Consider the following 19,522-nt stretch of genomic DNA (forward strand, 5'->3'; position numbering starts at 1 on the left):
AGCCTGTCACGGAGAGGTGGCCGAGTGGTCGAAGGCGCACGCCTGGAACGCGTGTAGGCGGGAAACCGTCTCCAGGGTTCGAATCCCTGTCTCTCCGCCACTTGCCCCCGCGAAAGCGTTCTCCCGATCCGGCTGCGGCCGGATTTTTCCGTTGTTTTCGAGGGTTATGCGGGAGGGGCTGAGCACTGGCCCCCGCGCCAGGAGGCCCGGAAGCGGTCTCTCAGGGCCGATATTCTCCGGACCTGTTGACTGCGCAGTTTTGGTGAAAAGCTTTCAAGCATCTGTTCTATAAGCCGTTTTTGCCTGTGTCCGCGCGGACTCCGATCCGAGTTCCATTCGAGCGAAATGCCTCTGGCGTCGAACTCCCTGATTTAGCGATCGCATTTCCGCGGGTCGTTGACCTCATCGCTGTGTTGTGACCATTCTGACCACAAATCAGGGAGGGGCCCATGAAGGCCGTGTCTGCCCGTGAGGCCAAGCATCACTTCGGCCAGTTGATCGATGAGGCGCGGGCCGAGCCGGTGGTCGTCGAGAAGCATGGTCGTCCGGTGGTCGTCGTTCTTGCGGTCGAAGAGTACCAGCGGCTGACCGGCCAGACCGTGGAACCTTCCGGCAAGAAACGAGAGGACGAGCGGTAGCGCATGCCGATACTGAACTGGCTGACACGGGACGAGGACATCCGCACGGCGCAGCACGTGCCCTATCGCCTGCTAGAGGAAGTCCCGGATTTATCGGCGGGCGACGGTGGCGCGGGCAACATGCTGATCCAAGGCGACAACCTGGAAGCGTTGAAGGCGCTGCTGCCGTTCTATGCCGGCCGGGTGAAATGCATCTATATCGACCCGCCCTATAACACCGGCGCCGCATTCGAACATTACGACGACAATCTGGAAAACAGCATCTGGCTCGGCACAATTTGGCCGCGCCTTGAGCTGTTACGCGATCTGCTGGCGGAAGATGGGTCTTTGTGGGTCAACATCGATGATCGCCAAGGGCATTATCTCAAAGTTATCCTTGATGAAGTCTTTGGGCGCTCGCGGTTTGTCGCAAATGTAGTGTGGCAGAAGAGGACTTCACGAGAGAACCGCAAGGCTATCGGCTCTGCTCATGACCATATTCTCGTTTACGCTCCCGCCGGTGCGCAAGATTGGAAAAAGTACCGGAACCTCCTGCCCGATACCGACAAAGGATACGCCAATCCCGACGAGGATCCGAAGGGGCCGTGGCGGTCAATTCCGTTCAGCGCTCAGGGCTTCCGCGCCAACCAGATGTACAAGATTACTACACCAACTGGAGATGTGCTTGACCCTCCAAAAGGGCGCTGCTGGGGAGCCACGGAACCCGAGTTTCTACGCCTCCGCGACATTGAAGGGCGCGTCTACTTCCCGAAGAACGGCCGTGGCCGCCCAAGGATCAAGAAATACCAGTTCGAGGAAAGCGGATTGGCGCCCATGACTTGGTGGACCGCAGCAGATTTCGGGGACAACCAGCAGGCAAAGAAAGAAATTCTCGAACTGTTCAACGACGAAGATGCGTTTGACACACCGAAACCAGAGAAACTCATCGAACGCATTCTGCACATCGCGACCAACCCGGGAGACCTTGTGCTTGATTCCTTTCTCGGATCGGGGACCACGATGGCAGTCGCCATAAAGACTGGGCGGCGTTCGATCGGAATCGAGATGGGTGAACACGCAGCAACATACTGTGTACCCCGACTTCGAAAGGTCATCGAGGGCGAGCAAGGCGGCGTCTCCAAGACAGTGGGGTGGCAGGGTGGCAGCGGGTTCCGCTTCTACCGGTTGGGCCCGCCCGTCTTCGACGAGGAGGGCCACATCCGGCAGGACATCCGCTTCCCGGTGCTGGCGGCGCATGTTTGGTTTTCGGAGACCGACCGGCCGTGGGATGGCAGCGGCGACAGCCCGCTGCTCGGCATCCACGACGGCCGCGCCCATGCGCTGCTCTACAACGGCATCCTCGGCGACAAGAGGCCGGGCGGCGGCAACGTGCTGACCCGCGCGACGCTCGCCCTGATCCGTGAGGATATCGCCAAGCTGGCGCCGGACTTCGACGGCCCGCTGACCGTCTATGGCGAACAATCCCGGCTGACGCCCGTGACGCTCGACCGCGAGCGCATCACCTTCAAGCAGACGCCCTACGACGTCAAAGCGCGAGCCTGAGGGGGCATCTGATGAAACTGAAGCAATACCAGACCGATACTCTCTCCGTTCTCCGCCGGTTTTTCGAGGAGGCGCGCGTGGCGGGCCCGAAGGGCGCGTACGAGGCGATCACCAGGGAGCCGGACCAAGCCAAGCGTCTCGGCCGGTACGGCGGCACCTACACGCCGCTCGCCGAGCTGCCGGCCGTTCCCTATGTCTGCCTGCGCCTGCCCACCGGGGGCGGCAAGACTATCCTCGGCGCTCACTCCATCGGCATCGCGCGCGACGCCTGGGTGGAGAAGGACTATCCGATGGTCCTGTGGCTGGTGCCGTCGAACACGATCCGACTTCAGACGGCCGAGGCCCTGAAGAACGCCCGCCACCCCTATCGGCAAGCGCTGGACGAGGCCTTCGACGGCCGGGTGCGCGTGTTCGACATCGCCGATTTCACCCACATCCGCCCGCACGACATCCGCGACCATTGCTGCATCGTCGTCGGCACGATCCAGACCCTGCGCGTGTCGAACACCGAGGGCCGGAAGGTCTATTCCCACAACGAGAACATGGAGCCGCACTTCACGGCGCTGCCCAATACCCTGCCGGGTCTGGAAGCGCTGGAAGGCGGCGGCGTGAAGTTCTCCTTTGCCAATCTGATGCATGTCCACCGGCCGTTGATGATCGTGGACGAGGCGCACAACGCGGTCACCGGCCTGACGCGCGAGATGCAGGCACGCGTCAATCCGTCCGCGATCATCGAGTTCACGGCGACGCCGCGGCTCAACTCGAACATCCTGCACAGTGTCACCGCGCAGGAGCTGAAGCTCGAGGAGATGATCAAGCTGCCGATCATGCTGTCCGAGCACGACACCTGGCAGAACGCCGTGAACGGGGCGATCGCGTCACGGGCGTCGCTGGCCGAGGAAGCCGAGAAGGACACGGCATACATCCGACCCATCGTCCTGTTCCAGGCGCAGCCCAAGAACCAGGAGGTGACGGTCGAGGTGCTGAAGAAGCACCTGATGGAGGTCGAGCAGATCCCCGAACACAAGATCGCCGTGGCCACCGGCGATCAGCGCGAACTGGATGGCATCAACCTGTTCGATCCGAAGTGCCCGATCGAGTACGTCATCACCGTTGAGGCGCTGAAGGAGGGCTGGGATTGTTCCTTCGCCTATGCGTTCTGCTCGGTCTCGCGGATTCAGAGCGCGGTGGACGTCGAGCAGCTGCTGGGGCGCGTCCTGCGGATGCCTTATGCCAAGCGCCGGAAGGCCGAGGATCTAAACCGCGCCTATGCGTTCCTGTCGGAGCCGTCGTTCGGCGAGGCGGCGCGGTCGCTGGCCGACAAGCTGGTGGCGATGGGTTTCGAGGAGGATGAGGCGCTCGACAACATCGAACCGGCGCAGACGTCGCTCGATGCCGATACCGGCCTGTTCGGCCCGCGCGACAAGCCGAAGCCGACCTTCAAGCACACGGTGACGGCGCCACCCGAGGTGGTTGCCGAACTGAAGAAGCGCGCAGGGGTGAGCGTTCGCGAAACCGATGACGGGAAGGTCGAGATTGCCGTGACGGGGCGTGTTGACGGCGGCCTCGAAAAGGCGATCGTCGAAGCTCTCCCCGAGACCGAACGAACGGGGTTCTCGGCGGCCGTCACCAAGTATCGCGTCGAAGTGAAGGACCAGCTATCGCCTGCAGAACAGGGCGAGGCGTTCGAGGTCCCGCGCCTGGTGTCCGAGATCCAGGGCGAGTTCGAGTTCGCTGACACCGACGTGTTCATGGAGTTCCACGACTGGTCGCTGCTCGACCACTCGTCGAAACTGGGCGAAGGCGAGTTCGCGATCCGCGAGACGGCACGCAGCTTCGAAATCGACCTCGACGGCAACCGCATAACCTACCAGTTCGCAGACGAAGAGGAGCAACTGGCACTCGACGTCGATGTTGAAGGCTGGACACCGGAGGCGCTGGTGCTCTGGCTCGACCGCCAAGTGCGCCAGCCGGACATCCATCAGAGCGAATTGCTCCGTTGGCTGCGCGACCTTGTCGGCCACCTGATCACCGTACGCGGCATGCACATCGCGGCGCTGATGCGGTGCAAGTTCATCCTCGCCCGCAAGGTTCGCGAGAAGCTCGCCGCCATCCGTCAGCAGGAACGCGACGGCGTCTACCAGCGGTATCTCTTCGCGCCGGAGGCCAAGGTCGAGGTGTCCTTCGACCAGGCCTTCGCGTTCAAGGACGGAATGTATTGGGATCAGCGCCGGTATCGTGGGCGCTGGAAACCTCGCAAGCACTTCCTTGGGCCGGACCATGTGCCTGCCTTCGATGGAGCCGAGAACGGTGAAGAATTCCAGTGCGCGCAAGCCATCGACAGCTTGCCAGGCCTGAAGTTCTGGATCCGCAACGTCGCACGCCACCCCAATTCGTTCTGGTTGCCGACGGCTACGGACAAGTTCTATCCGGATTTCGTGGCTCAATTGGATGACGGCCGGCTGCTCGTCGTAGAGTACAAGGGTGCGCTCACTGCCGAGGGGGCAGATACCGACGAGAAGCGGACCATCGGTCAGCTATGGGAGAGGAAGAGTGGCGGGAGGGGTCTGTTCATCGTGGTAGAGAAAACCGTGGATGGAATGAGCATGCGAGATCAGATCGTCGGGAAACTCAGTCCGGGCCTGTGAAGGATGCGACCACGGGAGGAGGAGTATTTCTGTGCTAGGCGGTGTTAAGGCCCAGTGCTGCGAAAGTCTCCAAAGTCTTGGTGCATCCTCGGCAAAGCCCGCATCCAACGGTTTCCCTGTGGCACGAGAACGTCCAGCGAAGCAACGAGTGTGGAACTCCGCTTTCGTGCACGAGCTGGACAGTCGTCATGTTGATTGCCGGAGCCGTTACCCGGGCGTCGGGCAGTTCGCAACGTATCAAGGCGTCGATCGCCGTGACGAATTCAGGATTGCCGTCGGGATGAACGCGGTCCGTAATCACCGTTCCCACGGCGATTTCCTTCAAGCCGCGATCCGCACATGCCATGGCGGCTACCGTCACAAGGAATTGGTTCCGAAATGGCCACGCCTCGCTAACCTTGGAATGAGACGCCATCCCTCGGCCGACCATATCCCCGGCACCCAGGGCAGCTACGTTCGCCGTCACCACCTCCTGCGGCAAGTCAAGCTGTTGTGCCAGGTGCGATGCGGCCCTGAGTTCTCCGGCTGCCGGCCGCTGCCCATAATCGATGGTGAGCAGTAAGTCTGGCCGCTGCCAGTAGGCAAGAGCAGTGGATTCGACGCCGCCGGAGAAAAGCAGGACCCTCATGCCAAAGCTCGGCGACCTGCCCACGCAACATGGTACAGCGCGGTAGAGAAGTCGTCGACGACACGGCAATTGGGAGAGCCCAGCAACATCGTCAGGTCGCTGCGCTTTGTCGATTGGGCGAGCGCCACAACAGGTAGGCCGATGCGGGTTGCATAGCCGACTTCGAATAGAGTCCCCGGGTCGCCACCATCCAGAAGGGCGAGCACTGCCGCGGACTGATCTAGCGCTGCAAGGTCCGCCGGGACGACTTCGGAGGGCTGTCCAAGCCCAATCTCATGGTAGGGAGAAAAGACCTTCACCCCCAGTTCTTTCAACCCGCGATATGCTTCCTCGACGAGCCAGAGTTCATGTGTCGTGAAGAAAGGGCCAGCGATATAGACCTGTCCGCCTGCCCCAGGCTTTACTGGCGCGCCGACGCTGGTGGCCTCATCTGCTCGAACGGCCGGCGTACGTGTCTGTGCATAGTGAGCAACGCAGCGCGAGGCCACGTCGGCCGCATCTGGCGCTGATCGCCCCGCCAACATCCAGTTCTCTGCGAACGCGGCGCTGAAGACATCGCCCGTGCCAATCTTGTACACGCGAGCGGATTTGTAGGGCGGCACCTCCGCGGAAAGGCGTGCGTTCTCGTACACCCGGCATCCGTCGGCCCCGGCCTTTACGATGAGAGCTGAGAGGTTGCCGCCTGCGAAAAGGCGCTCGACGGCAGCGGCTTCATCCGTTGCCCGCCCGAGCGCAAGGAGTTCGGACAAGTTCAATACGATAGCAAGCCGTGAAGCGCTCGAGCCATTCTCGCGGAAATCCGCCGGATCACCTTGGGGATCATATACGCAGGTCTCAGCCTTTACGACGCCCGTGCCTTCCATGAGTCCGAAGCGCAGCACGGTTGCTGCCTCGACAACTAGGGGCTCTTCTCTTGGCAATGGAAAGGGCAAGTACTCAGGACGGGCGAGCGGATGAGTGTAGCGGAATGACACAAGCGCATCGCTGTCTGCTGGTTCATGCGCCAAGTTCTCATGCATCACGGTACGCGTGGCGTTCAGTTGCTCAGCAGCTGGGCAGTAGTACCGCCAACGAACCCGTCTACCCACTGCAGCAAGCGCGAGCGCTGCTCGGCCGCCAGAGCCAAAGCGGGCGTCCACCTCGGGTGAAACGCAGCGCTCGGCATAATAGCCACCAACTACCGTGATATCGGGTTCGGCGTTGCTCATGCACGCCGCACTCGAAGGCGCACGCGCCCAGACGAACCCTCTGTGACGTCGATGACATCCGCAGCAAATTCGACACCGTCCTCAAGGCAGCCGATCAGCGTGGGAAGCTGCACGTGGCCTGCGAGAGTGCCAGCTTGCGAGCCGCTATCCAGAAAGACGCCGACCGAATTTGCGGGTGTCAGGCGGACCGACAGCACTTGGCCTGTCGTGAGCCTGTCCGCGACACCGGGTACAGGGGAGTAGAGATCGTCCTGGAATGATATCGCACAGGGATTCGCGCCCGGGCTTCCTCCGCCTCCTCCTGATCCGCCGCTACCACCGCCAGTCCGGCTTCCTCCTTTTGGATAGCTTGGATCACCACCGCTTCCTCCCATCAACATTTCCTCCTAATCAATTTCAGGTAGAGTATCCGACAGTGGCTCGCGCCACCATACGCGATCCGAACCGACGCATGTCGTCCCAAATCACGGCGTCAAGAATCGACGGCCGAACTTCGAGAGCTTCTGCGAAGGCGACAAAGCGCACCTCAAGGCGCTCATAGTCAGCAGGCAAGCGCACTTGGTCAGGAAAGAGCCTCAGGTAACGACCAAGACGGAGAATGTGTATGTCCAAGATCGCCACATCTTCAGCTCCCAGCCAGTTACGGGCAATCCAACTGGCAGTCTTCGGGCCAACGCCAGGCATGGCCATAAGCCTGTTACGAAAAGCCCGTGGAACTTTGGCATGCACTGGGCGCTCTGGCGTCAATTCATCTGCCATCGCGAGGGAACGGGCAAGCCGCGCCGCCTTCTGACGCGGGAAGCGGTAACGCTGTAAGGTTTCCCCACGGGCATCGGCAACCGGAATCCGCTCTGAGAGCAAGTCAAACAGGTCCTCCTCTGAAGGTCGGGCACCCCATTCAAATACGCCGCGCTCCCGGAGATGGCGGAAGAAAGCATCGTTCACTTCAACCCGCACTCCATATCCGCCGAGAAGGCAGAATCCCAACTCCTCGTGCAAAGTAGATTCTCGTGCGACGTACCCCTCGCCGGCTTCCTCTGCATGTTGGCAGCGCCAACGCCAATAGGCGGGCGAGAGGATCACATCCGGTCGACCCATTGCAACGCCAGGAAGGATCTCCGCTTGCCCATTTGCGTGAAGCGGAGGTGAGGCGCAGGGGCTGCGAGAACGGGAAGCTTCACAAATCTCCATGCATCCTGTATGCATCAATTGATGCATGAAGACAAGCTTGATCAGCCTAGCTTTGGCGCTGCCCTGCAGCGGGCGCGCAAGCGACTTGGACTTTCGCAGCGTGCTGTTGCGGCGAAGGTGGGGCTTGAGCAAAGCACGGTCTCGCGCATCGAAAAAGGGTCAGTATTTCAATCATCCAAGGCTGATCTGCTTAGGGCCATCGTCGATGACGCCTCAAAGGAAGTCGGTTTGGAAGCCATCGTCGCACGTGTTGCGCGATCACCGGAGCTGCGCGCTCTGATCGCTCGTATCGTCGATGACGACATGCATAGATGATGCATGATAAGTGTCGCAACTGAGATCTTGACGGTGTTTCAGTCGTGTAGGTTGGGCGGTGTCCCGCAGGGGCGGTTCGCCGCTTGTCGGGGCTCTTGAGGTGCCAGGTTCTGCGCTCGAGGCCGACTTCGTTAGGCGTGGTTTAAGCGGCCCGACTGTTGCTTCCACTCCAACGGAAACTGCTCCAGCACCCGCGCCAGCGTCACCTCCGATCCCTGCCGCCCGTCGAGGATCGTCTCGACGATGTCGGGCGCCAGCAGCGTCAGGCGCAGGACGCGGGTCAGGTATGACAACGCGATCCCTTCGCGTTCGGCCAGTTCGGCGATGGTGGCGTACTCGCCCGACTCCAGCATACTCTTCCACCGGAAGGCGCGCGCCAGCGCCTTGACCAGCGTATTGTCGGTCCGCCGCAAGTGCATGACACCCTCCGGCAGCTGCATCTCCTTTCGTCCGCCGCGCCTCACGATACGAAACGGGACGTGCAGCGTCACAGAGTCGGGGATCGGCGCGCTGCGGGTCATGCTGCCTCTCCGATGCTGGCAGCACTCATTTCGCGGGAGAGGCTCCCGAGGCCGTCGACCCGGAGCCGCACCTTCAGGCCGTCTGTTCCGATATCGACACGCTCGATCAGCAGCGCCACGATGCGCGCCTGCTCGGCAGGGAAGAGATCGTCCCACAGCGGGTCAAGCTGCTGCAGGGCCGCGTGGGCGTCGGCCTCGGTGATGTCGTCGGCGTGGGCGCGCGCCGCCTTCCACGTCCCTGCAACGATTTCCGGCTGGCGGAACACGGCGCGAAGTTGGTCGATGACCGCGGCCTCGATCTCGCCTGCGGGCACGCGGCCGACCGGGCACGACCCAGCGCCATGCTTCAGCACCGTCTGGCTGACATAGTAGCGGTAGAGCCGCCCGCCTTTGCGGGTGTGCGTTGGCGAGAACGCGGCGCCGTCCGGCCCGAACAGCAGTCCCTTCAGCAGCGCGGGCGTGTCGGCGCGGGTGCGGGCCGCGCGCTTGCGCGGGCTCTCCTGCAGGATGGCGTGGACGCGGTCCCACGTCTCGCGGTCGATGATGGCGTCGTGCTCGCCGGGATAGCTGTCGCCCTTGTGAACCGCCTCGCCGATGTAGGCGCGGTTCGAGAGCATCCGGTAAAGGTACTTCTTGTCGATCCTGTTCCCGCGCGGGGTGCGGATGCCGCGCGCGCCAACCTCCCGCGCCAGTTCCGTGCAGGACCCGATCTCGAGGAATCGAGCGAATATCCAGCGCACATGCGCGGCGCTCTCGTCGTCGATGACCAGCTTCCGGTTCTCGACCCGATAGCCGTAGGGCGGCACCCCGCCCATCCACATGCCCTTTTTCCGGCTGGCGGCGACCTTGTCGCGAATCCGCTCGGCCGTCACCTCGCGCTCGAACTGGGCGAAGGAGAGCAGGATGTTCAGCGTTAGCCTGCCCATCGACGTGGTCGTGTTAAAGGACTGGGTCACCGAGACGAACGTGACACCGTTGCGGTCGAACACCTCCACCAGCTTGGCGAAGTCGGCGAGCGAGCGGCTGAGCCGGTCGATCTTGTAGACCACCACCACGTCGACCAGCCCGTCCTCGATATCCTCCAGCAGCCGCTGCAGGCCGGGCCGTTCCAGCGTGCCGCCGGAGATGCCGCCGTCGTCATACTGATCGCGGACCAGCACCCAGCCCTCGGAACGCTGGCTGGCGATGTACGCCTCGCAGGCCTCCCGCTGGGCGTGGAGACTGTTGAACTCCTGCTCCAACCCTTCCTCGGAAGATTTCCGGGTGTAGACCGCGCATCGCAGCTTGCGGACGACCTTCGATTTTTCCGGCGGCTTCGTCATGTCCGCCCCCTGTGGTTCTTGAGCCCGAAGAACACCCAGCCGTTCCAACGTGTGCCGGTGATCGCGCGCGCGATGGCGGACAGCGACTTGTACGGCCGCCCCTGCCACTCGAAGCCATCGGCCGTGACGGTGACGACCTGTTCGACGCCCTGCCATTCGCGCAGAAGGCGCGTGCCAGTGATCGGGCGGTCACGTTCGAGGCGGATGCTGCGCTTGGATCGGTCGCCACCGTCCAGTTCCTCGCCGAGCCGTTCCAGCCGCCGGATCGTCTCCGGCTTAAGGCCGCCATAGGCCAGTTCCTGGATGCGATAGGCCAGCCGGCTCTCCAGATAGCGGCGGTTGAACGGCGGCGGCTCGCTGTCGAACAGGTCGCGCCACTGCTGCTTCAAGTCGGGCGTCGGCGTGGTCTTGAGCGCGGCCAGGCGCGCGGGGATGGGATCGGGCTTGTTCATGCATTTCTCCGGTGAGTTGGAGTTGCATGACGGCATTGGTCGGGCGGATAGTGTAGGCAACCTTCTCCAGTATCGTCAGATACTTCGCTCGTCTCCCGCATCCGCAACCGAACCAGCCCTAGCGCCAGCAGGCCGCACAGCTCGTTGCGGCGCTCTGCGGGCGTCATCTGGTCCGGCGGGAGAGGATTAGGGCGTTTCATGTCTTGGTAGCCGTGATCGGTGGTGCTGTTACCGATCAAAAGCCACCCTGCCTCCCGGGACGGGACATCTCAGCGGAACGGGATGCGGAAATGCGAACAGGAAGAGAACATCAGGACTTGCTGATCAGGGATTTGTCCATGATTATCGCAGGTTGAATCAATCGACAGCAGTAGTTCATTGAGGTGAGTTCATGGCGCGTAAGAAGAGCGAATTCGGACCGAACCTCGGAAGTATCCTTCAGGGCGCCCCGGCGGCGCTGGTCCGGCAGTTTCTCGCCAGCTTCAAACGGCCCGACGACACTCTTCTCGCTCCGCCGGAAATCACTGAGGTCACGCCCGATGATCAAGGCAAGGCAGCGCTGAGTTCGTACCTGCGTTCGGAGGACAAGGAAATCATCGGGCTACTTGAAGGCATCGCTGGCGCTCTGCTCGACATGGGCCAGGACAAGGGAGCGACCTCACTCGAAACGGTTGCGGGCCAACGGCTGCAGAATGTCGACTACGACCAGTATGAGTCCCAGCCTGACCTGCTGTGCAAGAGCATCTGGATGCGCACGGTCTTCCCGATGCACTTCCACGACGCCCAGAGCTTCTATGCCGCGCGGCGATATCGAGAACGGCGGACGTACTACACATGCTGCGAAGTGGACTTCGACCACGCTTCTGTTGCCGACACAGACGGAATCCCTGACGAGAAGCTCTGTGACGCTGTTCAGGAAGCTCTAGGACTGAAGGGCAAGGTCACCGCGTCCGTCCTCGAATTGCCCGAGACCGCCAACTATCCGCCGTCCTTCATGGTCGCCCTGCGCCATCCCGGGCCACTGTCGAGTATCGACAATCATCGCGAGGAAGGGGGCTGGACCGTCCATTACTACAGGCCCTCGCATGAGGCAGTCCTGATCTACACACCCCAGCTGAAGAAAATCGAGGTCGCGTCTGCCAGCAGCGACGTTCGCGAAAAGACCTCTAAGGTCTTCGCGGAGGTCGTTCTAGGGCGCCCGCCGTCGGCCAAGCCGTTGACCCGCCGGGAATTCAACCTCGAACGCTTCAGGTCTTCCTTCGATCTGGATTGTCCGGATCTCGACGACGTCGAGATCACGATGGCGGCGGTAGTCGAGGCCGAGGTCCGCCTCGGCTCGTGGGGCCGAAGGCTGAACATCAAGGTGACCATAAAAGACAAGATGGAGGACGTTGTCCAGAAATACGTCTCCAATTCAGCCAACCTGATCCGGAGTTTCGGCTTCACAAAAATCGCCATCGCAATTGGTTACACCCGTCGATCGGACGGAAAGGAGGGAACCTTCCGGGTCTCAATCTCGGATGGCAGCAGTTCTGACGTGCAGAGCATGCGCGATCCGTTCCTTCGGGACCTCGGGTTCCGACTGCTCGAACACTGGGGTATTACGCAGAACCTGCGGACGCTCACCGATCAGGAACGGGCTCAGTGGTTCGGCTTTCTTCTGTCGCTGTACGACCTGCCCGACGACACTGTTGCCGGTGCGTTCTTCATCTCCGCGGGCGTCGATCCAGCGCGCCTGGTCAGTGCGAGATTGATTGCCCGCAAAGGGCGGCAGTTGATTGGGCTCGCCGAGGATGACGATGAGGTTGTCGAAGTTGAGCAGCAAACGGGTCCGGAGCCAGGGACGGTTCGACAAACCGGTTCCTTTGGAGAGGCAGACGGATTGCGCCTCGACACCAATGCCATCGAGTACGGGATCGATCGAGCATGGCTTGCCGAAACCATCCTCAAGGCGATAGCTGGCTCTCTCGGCATCAGTAACATCGAAACCATCAACGAGTTCCTCGTCTCGCTTGGGCCGATGGCACTGGGTGAGCGAAAGGTCCCGCTCTATCTCGCGCGTCGCCTCGCCGATCTGAAAGCCCGCGAGAGCGTCGAGACTGTGCTTCGGTCGCGGCATACGGCGGGTCCCGGTCTCGTACTCGCCGTTTCCGATGAGCCGCCGCAATTCCTCGGACCGAACGTCGTTATCGCGCTACGCGACCTTTTGCTAAACGACGGAAGCCTCGGCGATCTGGATCGAGAGGAAATGGCCCGGCGCTTCGAGGCAAACCGAACGCTGGCGACCTCCGCGCAAGTCGCTCAAGTTGTGCGGCACACGCCTCGCTCCGGGACGCTCATCATCCCTGGTCTCGAGCCGCTCACGCTCGACGGCGCGAACCAGATCCAACTCTTCGAAAGCCTTGTTGAAGCGGCAACCGATGGCACAGGCCAGCGGCTGACCAAGGTCCTGATGGACGGGATGGGGTCTGACAATCCCAGACAGCTGTTCTCTTCCGGCGCATGGGCGAAGGCGCATCCGACTTACATCCGGCACGGCTCGAGCAATCGCTATTGGCGTCTCGGCGATGCGACCGACACTGCGTGATCTAGCAGGGTGCTGAAGAAGTCCTGCCTCGACGCGGTTTGTGGAACGTGATTCACCCACCGCACGGTTGAGGCGGGGTTGGGCGATGCGCGGAACGGACAAGGCGACGGGGTCGCTGTTCAGCTATGTCGATCTTGAGGCGCGGATCCCGGCACGGCATCCGCTGCGCAAGATCCGGCAGGTGGTGAACGAGGCGCTGGCCAGCCTCGATCCCGAGTTCGAGTCGCTTTACACCGACTTCGGCCGTCCCTCGATCCCGCCGGAACGGCTGATCCGGGCGAGCTTGATCCAGATCCTGTTCTCGGTCCGCTCCGAGCGGCAGTTGATGGAGCAGATGCAGTATAACCTGCTGTTCCGCTGGTTCGTGGGGCTGGGCGTCGACGATCCTGTGTGGGTCCCGACGGTGTTCAGCAAGAACCGGGACCGCCTTCTGACCACTGACATGTCGCGCAAGGTGATGGCGGCGATCCTGGCCCATCGCGAGGTCGCGCCGCTCCTGTCGGACGAGCACTTCTCGGTCGACGGCACGCTGATCAAGGCCTGGGCTTCCATGAAGAGCTTCCAGCCAAGGGCCGAGGGCGCGCCGCCCGACGACGAGGACCCCGGCGACCCGCCTTCGCGCGCCGCCGCCGACCATCCTCCCGTCGATACCAACCCGGAGACCGACCCGATGCCCCGCCCCAGCCGCCAGAACCGCAACGCCGAAGTCGACTTCCGGGGAGAGAAGCGCTCGAACGCGACCCACGCCTCGACCACGGATCCGGACGCCCGGCTCTACAAGAAATCGCCCGGCGCGGGCGCAGTGCTGTGCTTCATGGGCCATGCGCTGATGGAAAACCGGTCGGGCCTGATCGTGCAGGGCGACCTGACCCGGGCCGACGGCCATGCCGAACGGCGCGCCGCGCTCGACATGATCCATGCGCATTCACCGGGCTCGACACGGCAGCTGACGCTCGGGGCGGACAAGGCTTACGACAGCGCCGACTTCGTTCGCGACCTCCGGCGCGCCTGCGTCACGCCTCATGTCGCCCGGAAGGCGCGCCACTCCGCCATCGACGGTCGCACCACCCGACACGAGGGCTACACCCTGTCCCAGAAGCACCGGAAGCGGATCGAGGAGCCATTCGGCTGGGCCAAGACCGTCGGCGGCATGGCCCAGACCGTCTATCGCGGCATCGAACGGGTCCGATCCCGCTTCATCCTGACAATGGCCGCGGCGAACCTTGCTCGGCTGCCCCGATTGCTGGCCGCGTGAGGCCACACGCCGACATCGGGAGCCCATGGCGCATGGCGGGACACGCCCTGATCGAGAACCAAATGATCCGGAACGCAGGACAACGTTCCGACCACACGCCTATTTCAGCACCCTGCTAGAGTTCATCTAGGGTTTCGGGCGGGACGGTCTAACGAACCGCTGATTATTGGAAGGGCTCCATCGATCAGAGGAGCACCCCGATGCCGACTCCCTTCGCCCCGCGCCAAGCAGCCTCGACGAGCTGGTCCGGCGCCGCGACGACCAAGCCCACCACCTCCAACTCGGAATGGCGCTGCACGCGCTGTGACAAGCTGCTTGGCGTCTGCCGGGACGACCGCATGCACCTGCGCTTCGCGCGGGGGCACGAGTATCTCGTGGGCTTCCCGGTTCAGGCCACCTGCCGCGGCTGCGGCACGCTGAACCAAGCGACCGCGCCCGCGCGCTGACGCGCGCATTCACCCACCCCCCTGAAATCGCAGAGACGCGCGACGTCCTGACCTGGCCACGAGAAGGCGCCGGACGCCTGGCCGCAAGGCAGGCGTCCGATGTCCTTCGCGTGGCACGAGATCCGTGATCACCTCATGCATTCATCCTCCAACCTCCACTTCCAGCGCAGTTTCGACGCCGTTCGGCGTGCGCAGGCCGCCCTCGCACCTTTCCGGGATCCGGCGGCCCTGCTGGATGGGCTGCACCGCACGCCCGGCGATCAGGGCCAGAAGAACGTGATCCTTTCCGCGCTTGTCGAGGCGGCGCAGGGCGACGGGCCGGCGGCCGACTGCGCGCTGACGCTACTGTTGCTGGCGCTCTGGCCCGGCCTCGACGCCATTCGTCGCCGGTCGATCTGGCGCAGGCTCGGCACCGCCGACGAGGTCGCGTCCGACGTTCTGGCGCGCACCACCGAGGTGGTCCACGTGCTCGACCTGGGGCGCGTCAACTGGATTGCGGCCACGGTGCTGCGGAACGTCGAGCGCGACATGATCCGGGCGCGCAAGCGCGAATTGGCTCATGACAGGCTGCCGGACGAGCTCGAACCGCTGGTCCGCCGGACCAGCGAGCGAGATCCCGCGATCAGCGACGCCCGCCTCAACGCAGAACTACGCAGTGTCATTGGCGACGATGCCCTGCTGGTGATCCGGGTGGCGATCGAGGGCTTTTCGCAGGCCGAGGTGGCCGTCGAACTCGGCCTCTCCGAGGCCGCCGCCCGCAAGCGGTATCAGCGCGCAATGCACAGGCTGCGCGACGCCCTCAAGGGAATTCCCTGAGCCGATGTCCCGATCCGGTCCCGCCGGCGGCTTTTCCCATTCGAGCGCCGCCGAGCGCCTTCCCTCCAACCGAAAGCAGACACGCATGAACCGCACTGCCGATCTGTCGCTCGAGGATTTCAGGCGTCTTCCGGGGCTCTATCGCCGCTGGGAGCTGACCGAGGTCTGCGAGCCCAACCGCAACTATCAGATCGAGGACGCCGGCGCCCATGCCGACGGGACGCCGCTCCTGGCGATCTACGTCGCCGAGCCCGCGCCCGACGTCCGCGAGGCCGCGTGATGCGCCTCCTCGATCACATCAGCCCACGGAGAACCGCCATGCCGGACCAGCCGGACGCCATCACTCGTCTTCGCAAGGTGAACTACGCCCTCGAAGATCTCCCCGAAACCATCTCCCTCCCGCAGCGTCCCGGAGACGAACCGCGCGAGCCGCTGTTGGTCGTCGAGGCGACCGTCGACGAGATCGCCTTCGCGATCGTGGAAGCGGAGCGCGAGAGCACGGCCGCCTACCGCCGCGCCGACGCGCTGAAGCGCCTCTACAAGCTCGCCCGCGAGGCGGGGTACATCGGCGCAGATCGCGCCGCCGCGGCGGTGATGAAGAAGGAGGGCCAGTGATGGCCCTTCCCATCATCGGCGCCGACGAACGGCTCGCGCAGCGCAAGGGCATCAAGGGCGTCATCTTCGGCCGGTCCGGCATCGGCAAGACCAGCCTGCTCTGGACGCTGAACGCCTCGACCACGCTCTTCCTCGACCTCGAAGCCGGGGATCTGGCGGTCGAGGGGCTGGAGATCGACACGCTCCGGCCCCGCACATGGAAGGAATGCCGCGATTTTGCAGTGTTCATCGGCGGGCCGAACCCGGCGCTGCGCGAGGACCAGCCTTACAGCCAGGCGCATTTCGACGAGGTCTGCGGGCGCTACGGCGATCCGGCGGTGATCGGCAAATACGAGACCGTCTTCATCGACTCGATCACCGTGGCCGGGCGGCTCTGCTTCCAGTGGTGCCGCGGGCAGCCCGAGGCGTTCTCCGAGAAGACCGGCAAGCCCGACATCCGCGGCGCCTACGGTCTGCATGGCCGCGAGATGATCGGCTGGCTGACCCATTTGCAGCACACGCGCGGCAAGCATGTCTGGTTCGTGGGCATCCTCGACGAGCGGCTCGACGACTTCAACCGCAAGGTCTTCCAGCCGCAGATCGACGGCTCGAAGACCGGGCTCGAACTGCCGGGCATCGTGGATCAGGTCATCACCATGGCCGACATCGCCGATGCCAACGGCCAACCGCAGCGCGCCTTCGTCTGCCAGACGCTGAACCCCTGGAGCTATCCGGCCAAGGACCGCTCGGGCCGCCTCGATATGGTCGAGGCCCCGCATCTCGGCCGGCTGATGGAGAAGATCCAGCGCCCCGCGGCGCCTGCCTCCGAACGCCTGACCTGGCCGCCGGTGACGTCGGCCGATCCCGCGCCCGCTGAGGAGCCCGGCCATGGCTGAGCGCCTCTCGCCATTCCCGGTGTCCCGATCCGGTCGCCGGGGTGGCTTTTCCCCTCTGACGCCGCTGCGCGTCCCATCCTCCAACTGAAAGGAGCCGCGCAATGTCCGGACCCTGGAACGACTTCAACTCCGCCCAATCCAACACCAACGTCATCCCCAAGGGCACGCTCGCCAAGGTGCGCCTGACGCTCCGCCCCGGCGGCTTCGACGACCCCTCGCAGGGCTGGACCGGCGGCTGGGCGCGCCGCGCCGCCACCGGCGCCGTCTATCTCGACGCCGAATACACGGTGCTCGAGGGGCCCTATGCCCGGCGCAAGGTCTGGTCGCTGATCGGCCTCTACAGCCCGAAGGGCCCGGACTGGGCGAACATGGGGCGCGGCCTGATCCGTGGCATCCTCAACTCGGCGCGCGGCGTGTCCGACAAGGACAACTCGCCCGAGGCGCAGGCCCGCCGCCGGATCAACGGGTTCGGCGATCTCGACGGGGTCGAGTTCGTCGCCCGCATCGACATCGGCACCGACACCAACGGCGAGGACAAGAACGAGATCCGCGCTGCCGTCACGCCCGACCATCGCGACTACGCCGCGCTGATGGGCACGGTGGCGCCGCAGGTCTCCGCCGCCCCGGCGCAGGGCCACGCCCCGCAGCAGCCCACAACGGCCACCCAGCCCAGCCAGCCCGCGTCCGCCCCCGGCAACGCCGGTCGGCCGAGCTGGGCGCAGTAAGGGGGAGACCGGCCATGCGCCTGCGCCCCCGCCAGAAGACCTTCGTCGAGCGCAGCGTGGCTGCGCTCGCTTCCCGCGGCAACACTCTGGGCGTGGCGCCCACCGGCGCGGGCAAGACCATCATGCTTTCGGCGGTCACCGGCGAGATGATCGGCGACGGCGCGAAGGCCTGTGTGCTCGCCCATCGCGACGAGCTGACGGCGCAGAACCGCGCCAAGTTCCAGCGCGTGGTGCCGGGCGTCGCCACCTCGGTCATCGACGCCACGGAGAAGTCGTGGGGCGGCCAGGTCGCCTTCGCCATGGTGCCGACGCTGGCGCGGGCCTCGAACCTCGCCGACATGCCGCTCCTCGACCTGCTGGTCGTCGACGAGGCGCACCATGCCGTCGCCGACAGTTATCGCCGGATCATCGACCGGGTGCGTGAGGCCAATCCCGACGCCCGGATCTTCGGGGTCACGGCGACGCCGAACAGGGGCGACAAGAAAGGCCTGCGCGAGGTCTTCGACAACGTGGCCGATCAGGTGCGCCTCGGTGAGTTGATCGCCTCCGGCCACCTGGTGCCGCCGCGCACATTCGTCATCGACGTGGGCGTACAGGACGAGCTGCGCTCGGTCCGCAAGACCATGTCGGATTTCGACATGGCGGAAGTGGCGGGCATCATGGACCGCGCCCCCGTCACCGACGAGGTGATCCGGCACTGGAAGGAAAAGGCGGACGACCGGCAGACCGTGGTGTTCTGCTCCACCGTCGCGCACGCCGAACACGTCACCGACGCCTTCCGGGCAGCTGGCGTTTCCGCCGCGCTGATCCACGGCGATCTGGCGGCCGAGACCCGCAAGGCGATCCTCGCCGACTACGCCGCTGGGGACATCCGCGTCGTGGTCAACGTGGCGGTGCTGACCGAAGGCTGGGACCATCCGCCCACCTCCTGCGTCGTGCTGCTGCGGCCCAGCTCCTACAAGTCCACCATGATCCAGATGGTCGGGCGGGGCCTGCGCACCGTCGATCCCGAGGAACATCCCGGCATCGTCAAGACCGACTGCGTCGTGCTGGATTTCGGCACCTCCAGCCTGATCCACGGCACGCTGGAGCAGGACGTCGATCTCGACGGCAAGACCGAAGCTGGAGAGGCGCCGACGAAGACCTGTCCGGCCTGCGAGGCGGAGATCCCGCTGGCCGCCACCGAATGCCCGCTCTGCGGCGAGGCGTTCCCGCGCGAGGATCTGGATGCGGGCGAAGGCGGGGACGCCGCGCCGCTCTCGGGCTTCATGATGACCGAGATCGACCTGCTGAAGCGCTCCAGCTTCGCGTGGGTCGACCTCTACGGCACGGACGACGCGCTGATGGCCACGGGCTTCGCAGCCTGGGGCGGCATCTTCTGGCTGGACGGGGCCTGGTACGCCATCGGCGGCGCGAAGGGCGAACGCCCCCACCTGTTGGGCGTCGGCGAGCGCACCGTCTGCCTCGCGCAGGCCGACGACTGGCTGAACACGCACGAGACCGACGAGAGCGCCTTCAAGACCCGCTCCTGGCTGCGCCAGCCGCCGACCGAGAAGCAGCTGCAGTACCTGCCGCCCGAGTGCCGCCACGACTTCGGCCTGACGCGCTACCGCGCCTCCGCGCTGATGACCTTCGGCTTCAACAAGCGCGCCATCCGCCAGCTGATCGACACGGCGGCCTCTCCCGAACGGAGGGCGGCATGACCCATGGCACCCTCAACCCCCATCACGGTCGAGGA

Annotated in this window: 19 protein-coding genes and 1 tRNA gene; 14 read left to right on the plus strand and 6 right to left on the minus strand. The window is 64.2% G+C overall.

The window, feature by feature from the left end:
• Positions 1–10 precede the first annotated feature (10 nt).
• The 4 genes from EV657_RS14585 to EV657_RS14600 all read left to right on the plus strand — a co-directional run bounded on the left by EV657_RS14585 (position 11) and on the right by EV657_RS14600 (position 4,828).
• Positions 11–100: transfer RNA gene (locus EV657_RS14585), tRNA-Ser, on the plus strand.
• Positions 101–449: 349 nt separating this feature from the next.
• The gene (locus tag EV657_RS14590) at positions 450–638 is read left to right on the plus strand and encodes a type II toxin-antitoxin system Phd/YefM family antitoxin (protein ID WP_134078572.1); all 189 of its coding nucleotides are present in this window, start codon (positions 450–452) and stop codon (positions 636–638) included.
• A 3-nt stretch (positions 639–641) separates the two neighbouring features.
• Complete coding sequence (locus EV657_RS14595; RefSeq protein WP_134078574.1) at positions 642–2,180, plus strand: site-specific DNA-methyltransferase; 1,539 nt, start codon at positions 642–644, stop codon at positions 2,178–2,180.
• Positions 2,181–2,191: 11 nt separating this feature from the next.
• Positions 2,192–4,828: a DEAD/DEAH box helicase gene (locus tag EV657_RS14600; protein WP_134078576.1), complete on the plus strand. Its 2,637-nt coding sequence runs from the start codon at positions 2,192–2,194 to the stop codon at positions 4,826–4,828.
• Positions 4,829–4,862: 34 nt separating this feature from the next.
• Here EV657_RS14600 and EV657_RS14605 read toward each other — a convergent pair whose 3' ends face one another.
• From EV657_RS14605 to EV657_RS14615, 3 genes are all read right to left on the minus strand, one after another.
• Complete coding sequence (locus tag EV657_RS14605; RefSeq protein WP_134078578.1) at positions 4,863–5,456, minus strand: 7-cyano-7-deazaguanine synthase; 594 nt, start codon at positions 5,454–5,456, stop codon at positions 4,863–4,865.
• Positions 5,453–6,664 (minus strand): PfkB family carbohydrate kinase, encoded by a 1,212-nt coding sequence (locus EV657_RS14610; protein WP_134078580.1) that lies wholly within the window; start codon positions 6,662–6,664, stop codon positions 5,453–5,455. The genes EV657_RS14605 and EV657_RS14610 overlap by 4 nt, the downstream gene beginning before the upstream one ends.
• Before the next feature lie 396 nt (positions 6,665–7,060).
• Positions 7,061–7,663 (minus strand): 8-oxoguanine DNA glycosylase, encoded by a 603-nt coding sequence (locus tag EV657_RS14615; protein ID WP_208323281.1) that lies wholly within the window; start codon positions 7,661–7,663, stop codon positions 7,061–7,063.
• Between the two features lie 213 nt (positions 7,664–7,876).
• Here EV657_RS14615 and EV657_RS14620 point away from each other — a divergent pair, with 213 nt between their 5' ends.
• Positions 7,877–8,170, plus strand: a complete 294-nt coding sequence (locus EV657_RS14620) for a helix-turn-helix domain-containing protein (protein ID WP_166673714.1) — start codon at positions 7,877–7,879, stop codon at positions 8,168–8,170.
• A 131-nt stretch (positions 8,171–8,301) separates the two neighbouring features.
• On the opposite strand, the gene EV657_RS14625 is transcribed toward EV657_RS14620, so the two are convergent.
• Genes EV657_RS14625 through EV657_RS14635 form a run of 3 tightly spaced genes read right to left on the minus strand, consistent with a single transcriptional unit; the run spans position 8,302 to position 10,465 of the window.
• Positions 8,302–8,691, minus strand: coding sequence for a hypothetical protein (locus tag EV657_RS14625; RefSeq protein WP_134078583.1), 390 nt, complete (start codon positions 8,689–8,691; stop codon positions 8,302–8,304).
• Positions 8,688–10,013, minus strand: a complete 1,326-nt coding sequence (locus EV657_RS14630) for a recombinase family protein (RefSeq protein WP_134078584.1) — start codon at positions 10,011–10,013, stop codon at positions 8,688–8,690. The genes EV657_RS14625 and EV657_RS14630 overlap by 4 nt, the downstream gene beginning before the upstream one ends.
• Complete coding sequence (locus tag EV657_RS14635) at positions 10,010–10,465, minus strand: DUF2924 domain-containing protein (RefSeq protein ID WP_134078586.1); 456 nt, start codon at positions 10,463–10,465, stop codon at positions 10,010–10,012. Before EV657_RS14635 ends, EV657_RS14630 begins: the two co-directional genes overlap by 4 nt.
• A 391-nt stretch (positions 10,466–10,856) precedes the next feature.
• On the opposite strand from EV657_RS14635, the gene EV657_RS14645 reads away from it, so the two are divergent.
• The 9 genes from EV657_RS14645 to EV657_RS14685 all read left to right on the plus strand — a co-directional run bounded on the left by EV657_RS14645 (position 10,857) and on the right by EV657_RS14685 (position 19,487).
• Positions 10,857–13,052 carry a hypothetical protein gene (locus EV657_RS14645; protein ID WP_134078588.1) on the plus strand — a complete coding sequence of 732 codons (2,196 nt, stop codon included), beginning with the start codon at positions 10,857–10,859 and terminating at the stop codon, positions 13,050–13,052.
• An 85-nt stretch (positions 13,053–13,137) separates the two neighbouring features.
• Complete coding sequence (locus tag EV657_RS14650) at positions 13,138–14,307, plus strand: IS5 family transposase (protein WP_134078589.1); 1,170 nt, start codon at positions 13,138–13,140, stop codon at positions 14,305–14,307.
• 200 nt (positions 14,308–14,507) lie between these two features.
• Positions 14,508–14,753: a hypothetical protein gene (locus EV657_RS14655; RefSeq protein ID WP_134078591.1), complete on the plus strand. Its 246-nt coding sequence runs from the start codon at positions 14,508–14,510 to the stop codon at positions 14,751–14,753.
• Positions 14,754–14,852: 99 nt separating this feature from the next.
• Positions 14,853–15,569 carry an RNA polymerase sigma factor gene (locus EV657_RS14660; protein WP_134078593.1) on the plus strand — a complete coding sequence of 239 codons (717 nt, stop codon included), beginning with the start codon at positions 14,853–14,855 and terminating at the stop codon, positions 15,567–15,569.
• An 85-nt stretch (positions 15,570–15,654) separates the two neighbouring features.
• Positions 15,655–15,849, plus strand: a complete 195-nt coding sequence (locus tag EV657_RS14665; RefSeq protein ID WP_018303655.1) for a hypothetical protein — start codon at positions 15,655–15,657, stop codon at positions 15,847–15,849.
• A 38-nt stretch (positions 15,850–15,887) separates the two neighbouring features.
• Positions 15,888–16,184: a hypothetical protein gene (locus EV657_RS14670; protein WP_134078594.1), complete on the plus strand. Its 297-nt coding sequence runs from the start codon at positions 15,888–15,890 to the stop codon at positions 16,182–16,184.
• Complete coding sequence (locus EV657_RS14675) at positions 16,184–17,059, plus strand: ATP-binding protein (protein ID WP_134078596.1); 876 nt, start codon at positions 16,184–16,186, stop codon at positions 17,057–17,059. Before EV657_RS14670 ends, EV657_RS14675 begins: the two co-directional genes overlap by 1 nt.
• Before the next feature lie 101 nt (positions 17,060–17,160).
• Positions 17,161–17,784, plus strand: coding sequence for a hypothetical protein (locus EV657_RS14680; protein ID WP_134078597.1), 624 nt, complete (start codon positions 17,161–17,163; stop codon positions 17,782–17,784).
• Positions 17,785–17,798: 14 nt separating this feature from the next.
• Positions 17,799–19,487: a DEAD/DEAH box helicase gene (locus tag EV657_RS14685; protein ID WP_134078599.1), complete on the plus strand. Its 1,689-nt coding sequence runs from the start codon at positions 17,799–17,801 to the stop codon at positions 19,485–19,487.
• Positions 19,488–19,522: the final 35 nt, after the last annotated feature.

The sequence above is a fragment of the Rhodovulum visakhapatnamense genome (assembly GCF_004365965.1).
In the GTDB taxonomy this organism is placed as follows: Bacteria; Pseudomonadota; Alphaproteobacteria; order Rhodobacterales; family Rhodobacteraceae; genus Rhodovulum; species Rhodovulum visakhapatnamense.

Bases quoted from the DNA above. Each gene is read 5' to 3' on its own strand.
- EV657_RS14675 (WP_134078596.1), top strand. From the start codon at position 16,184: ATGGCCCTTCCCATCATCGGCGCCGACGAACGGCTCGCGCAGCGCAAG.
- EV657_RS14685 (WP_134078599.1), top strand. From the start codon at position 17,799: ATGCGCCTGCGCCCCCGCCAGAAGACCTTCGTCGAGCGCAGCGTGGCT.
- EV657_RS14625 (WP_134078583.1), bottom strand. From the start codon at position 8,691: ATGACCCGCAGCGCGCCGATCCCCGACTCTGTGACGCTGCACGTCCCG.
- EV657_RS14595 (WP_134078574.1), top strand. From the start codon at position 642: ATGCCGATACTGAACTGGCTGACACGGGACGAGGACATCCGCACGGCG.
- EV657_RS14660 (WP_134078593.1), top strand. From the start codon at position 14,853: ATGTCCTTCGCGTGGCACGAGATCCGTGATCACCTCATGCATTCATCC.
- EV657_RS14590 (WP_134078572.1), top strand. From the start codon at position 450: ATGAAGGCCGTGTCTGCCCGTGAGGCCAAGCATCACTTCGGCCAGTTG.
- EV657_RS14645 (WP_134078588.1), top strand. From the start codon at position 10,857: ATGGCGCGTAAGAAGAGCGAATTCGGACCGAACCTCGGAAGTATCCTT.
- EV657_RS14630 (WP_134078584.1), bottom strand. From the start codon at position 10,013: ATGACGAAGCCGCCGGAAAAATCGAAGGTCGTCCGCAAGCTGCGATGC.
- EV657_RS14620 (WP_166673714.1), top strand. From the start codon at position 7,877: ATGCATGAAGACAAGCTTGATCAGCCTAGCTTTGGCGCTGCCCTGCAG.
- EV657_RS14655 (WP_134078591.1), top strand. From the start codon at position 14,508: ATGCCGACTCCCTTCGCCCCGCGCCAAGCAGCCTCGACGAGCTGGTCC.
- EV657_RS14665 (WP_018303655.1), top strand. From the start codon at position 15,655: ATGAACCGCACTGCCGATCTGTCGCTCGAGGATTTCAGGCGTCTTCCG.
- EV657_RS14650 (WP_134078589.1), top strand. From the start codon at position 13,138: ATGCGCGGAACGGACAAGGCGACGGGGTCGCTGTTCAGCTATGTCGAT.
- EV657_RS14680 (WP_134078597.1), top strand. From the start codon at position 17,161: ATGTCCGGACCCTGGAACGACTTCAACTCCGCCCAATCCAACACCAAC.
- EV657_RS14635 (WP_134078586.1), bottom strand. From the start codon at position 10,465: ATGAACAAGCCCGATCCCATCCCCGCGCGCCTGGCCGCGCTCAAGACC.
- EV657_RS14600 (WP_134078576.1), top strand. From the start codon at position 2,192: ATGAAACTGAAGCAATACCAGACCGATACTCTCTCCGTTCTCCGCCGG.
- EV657_RS14610 (WP_134078580.1), bottom strand. From the start codon at position 6,664: ATGAGCAACGCCGAACCCGATATCACGGTAGTTGGTGGCTATTATGCC.
- EV657_RS14605 (WP_134078578.1), bottom strand. From the start codon at position 5,456: ATGAGGGTCCTGCTTTTCTCCGGCGGCGTCGAATCCACTGCTCTTGCC.
- EV657_RS14670 (WP_134078594.1), top strand. From the start codon at position 15,888: ATGCCGGACCAGCCGGACGCCATCACTCGTCTTCGCAAGGTGAACTAC.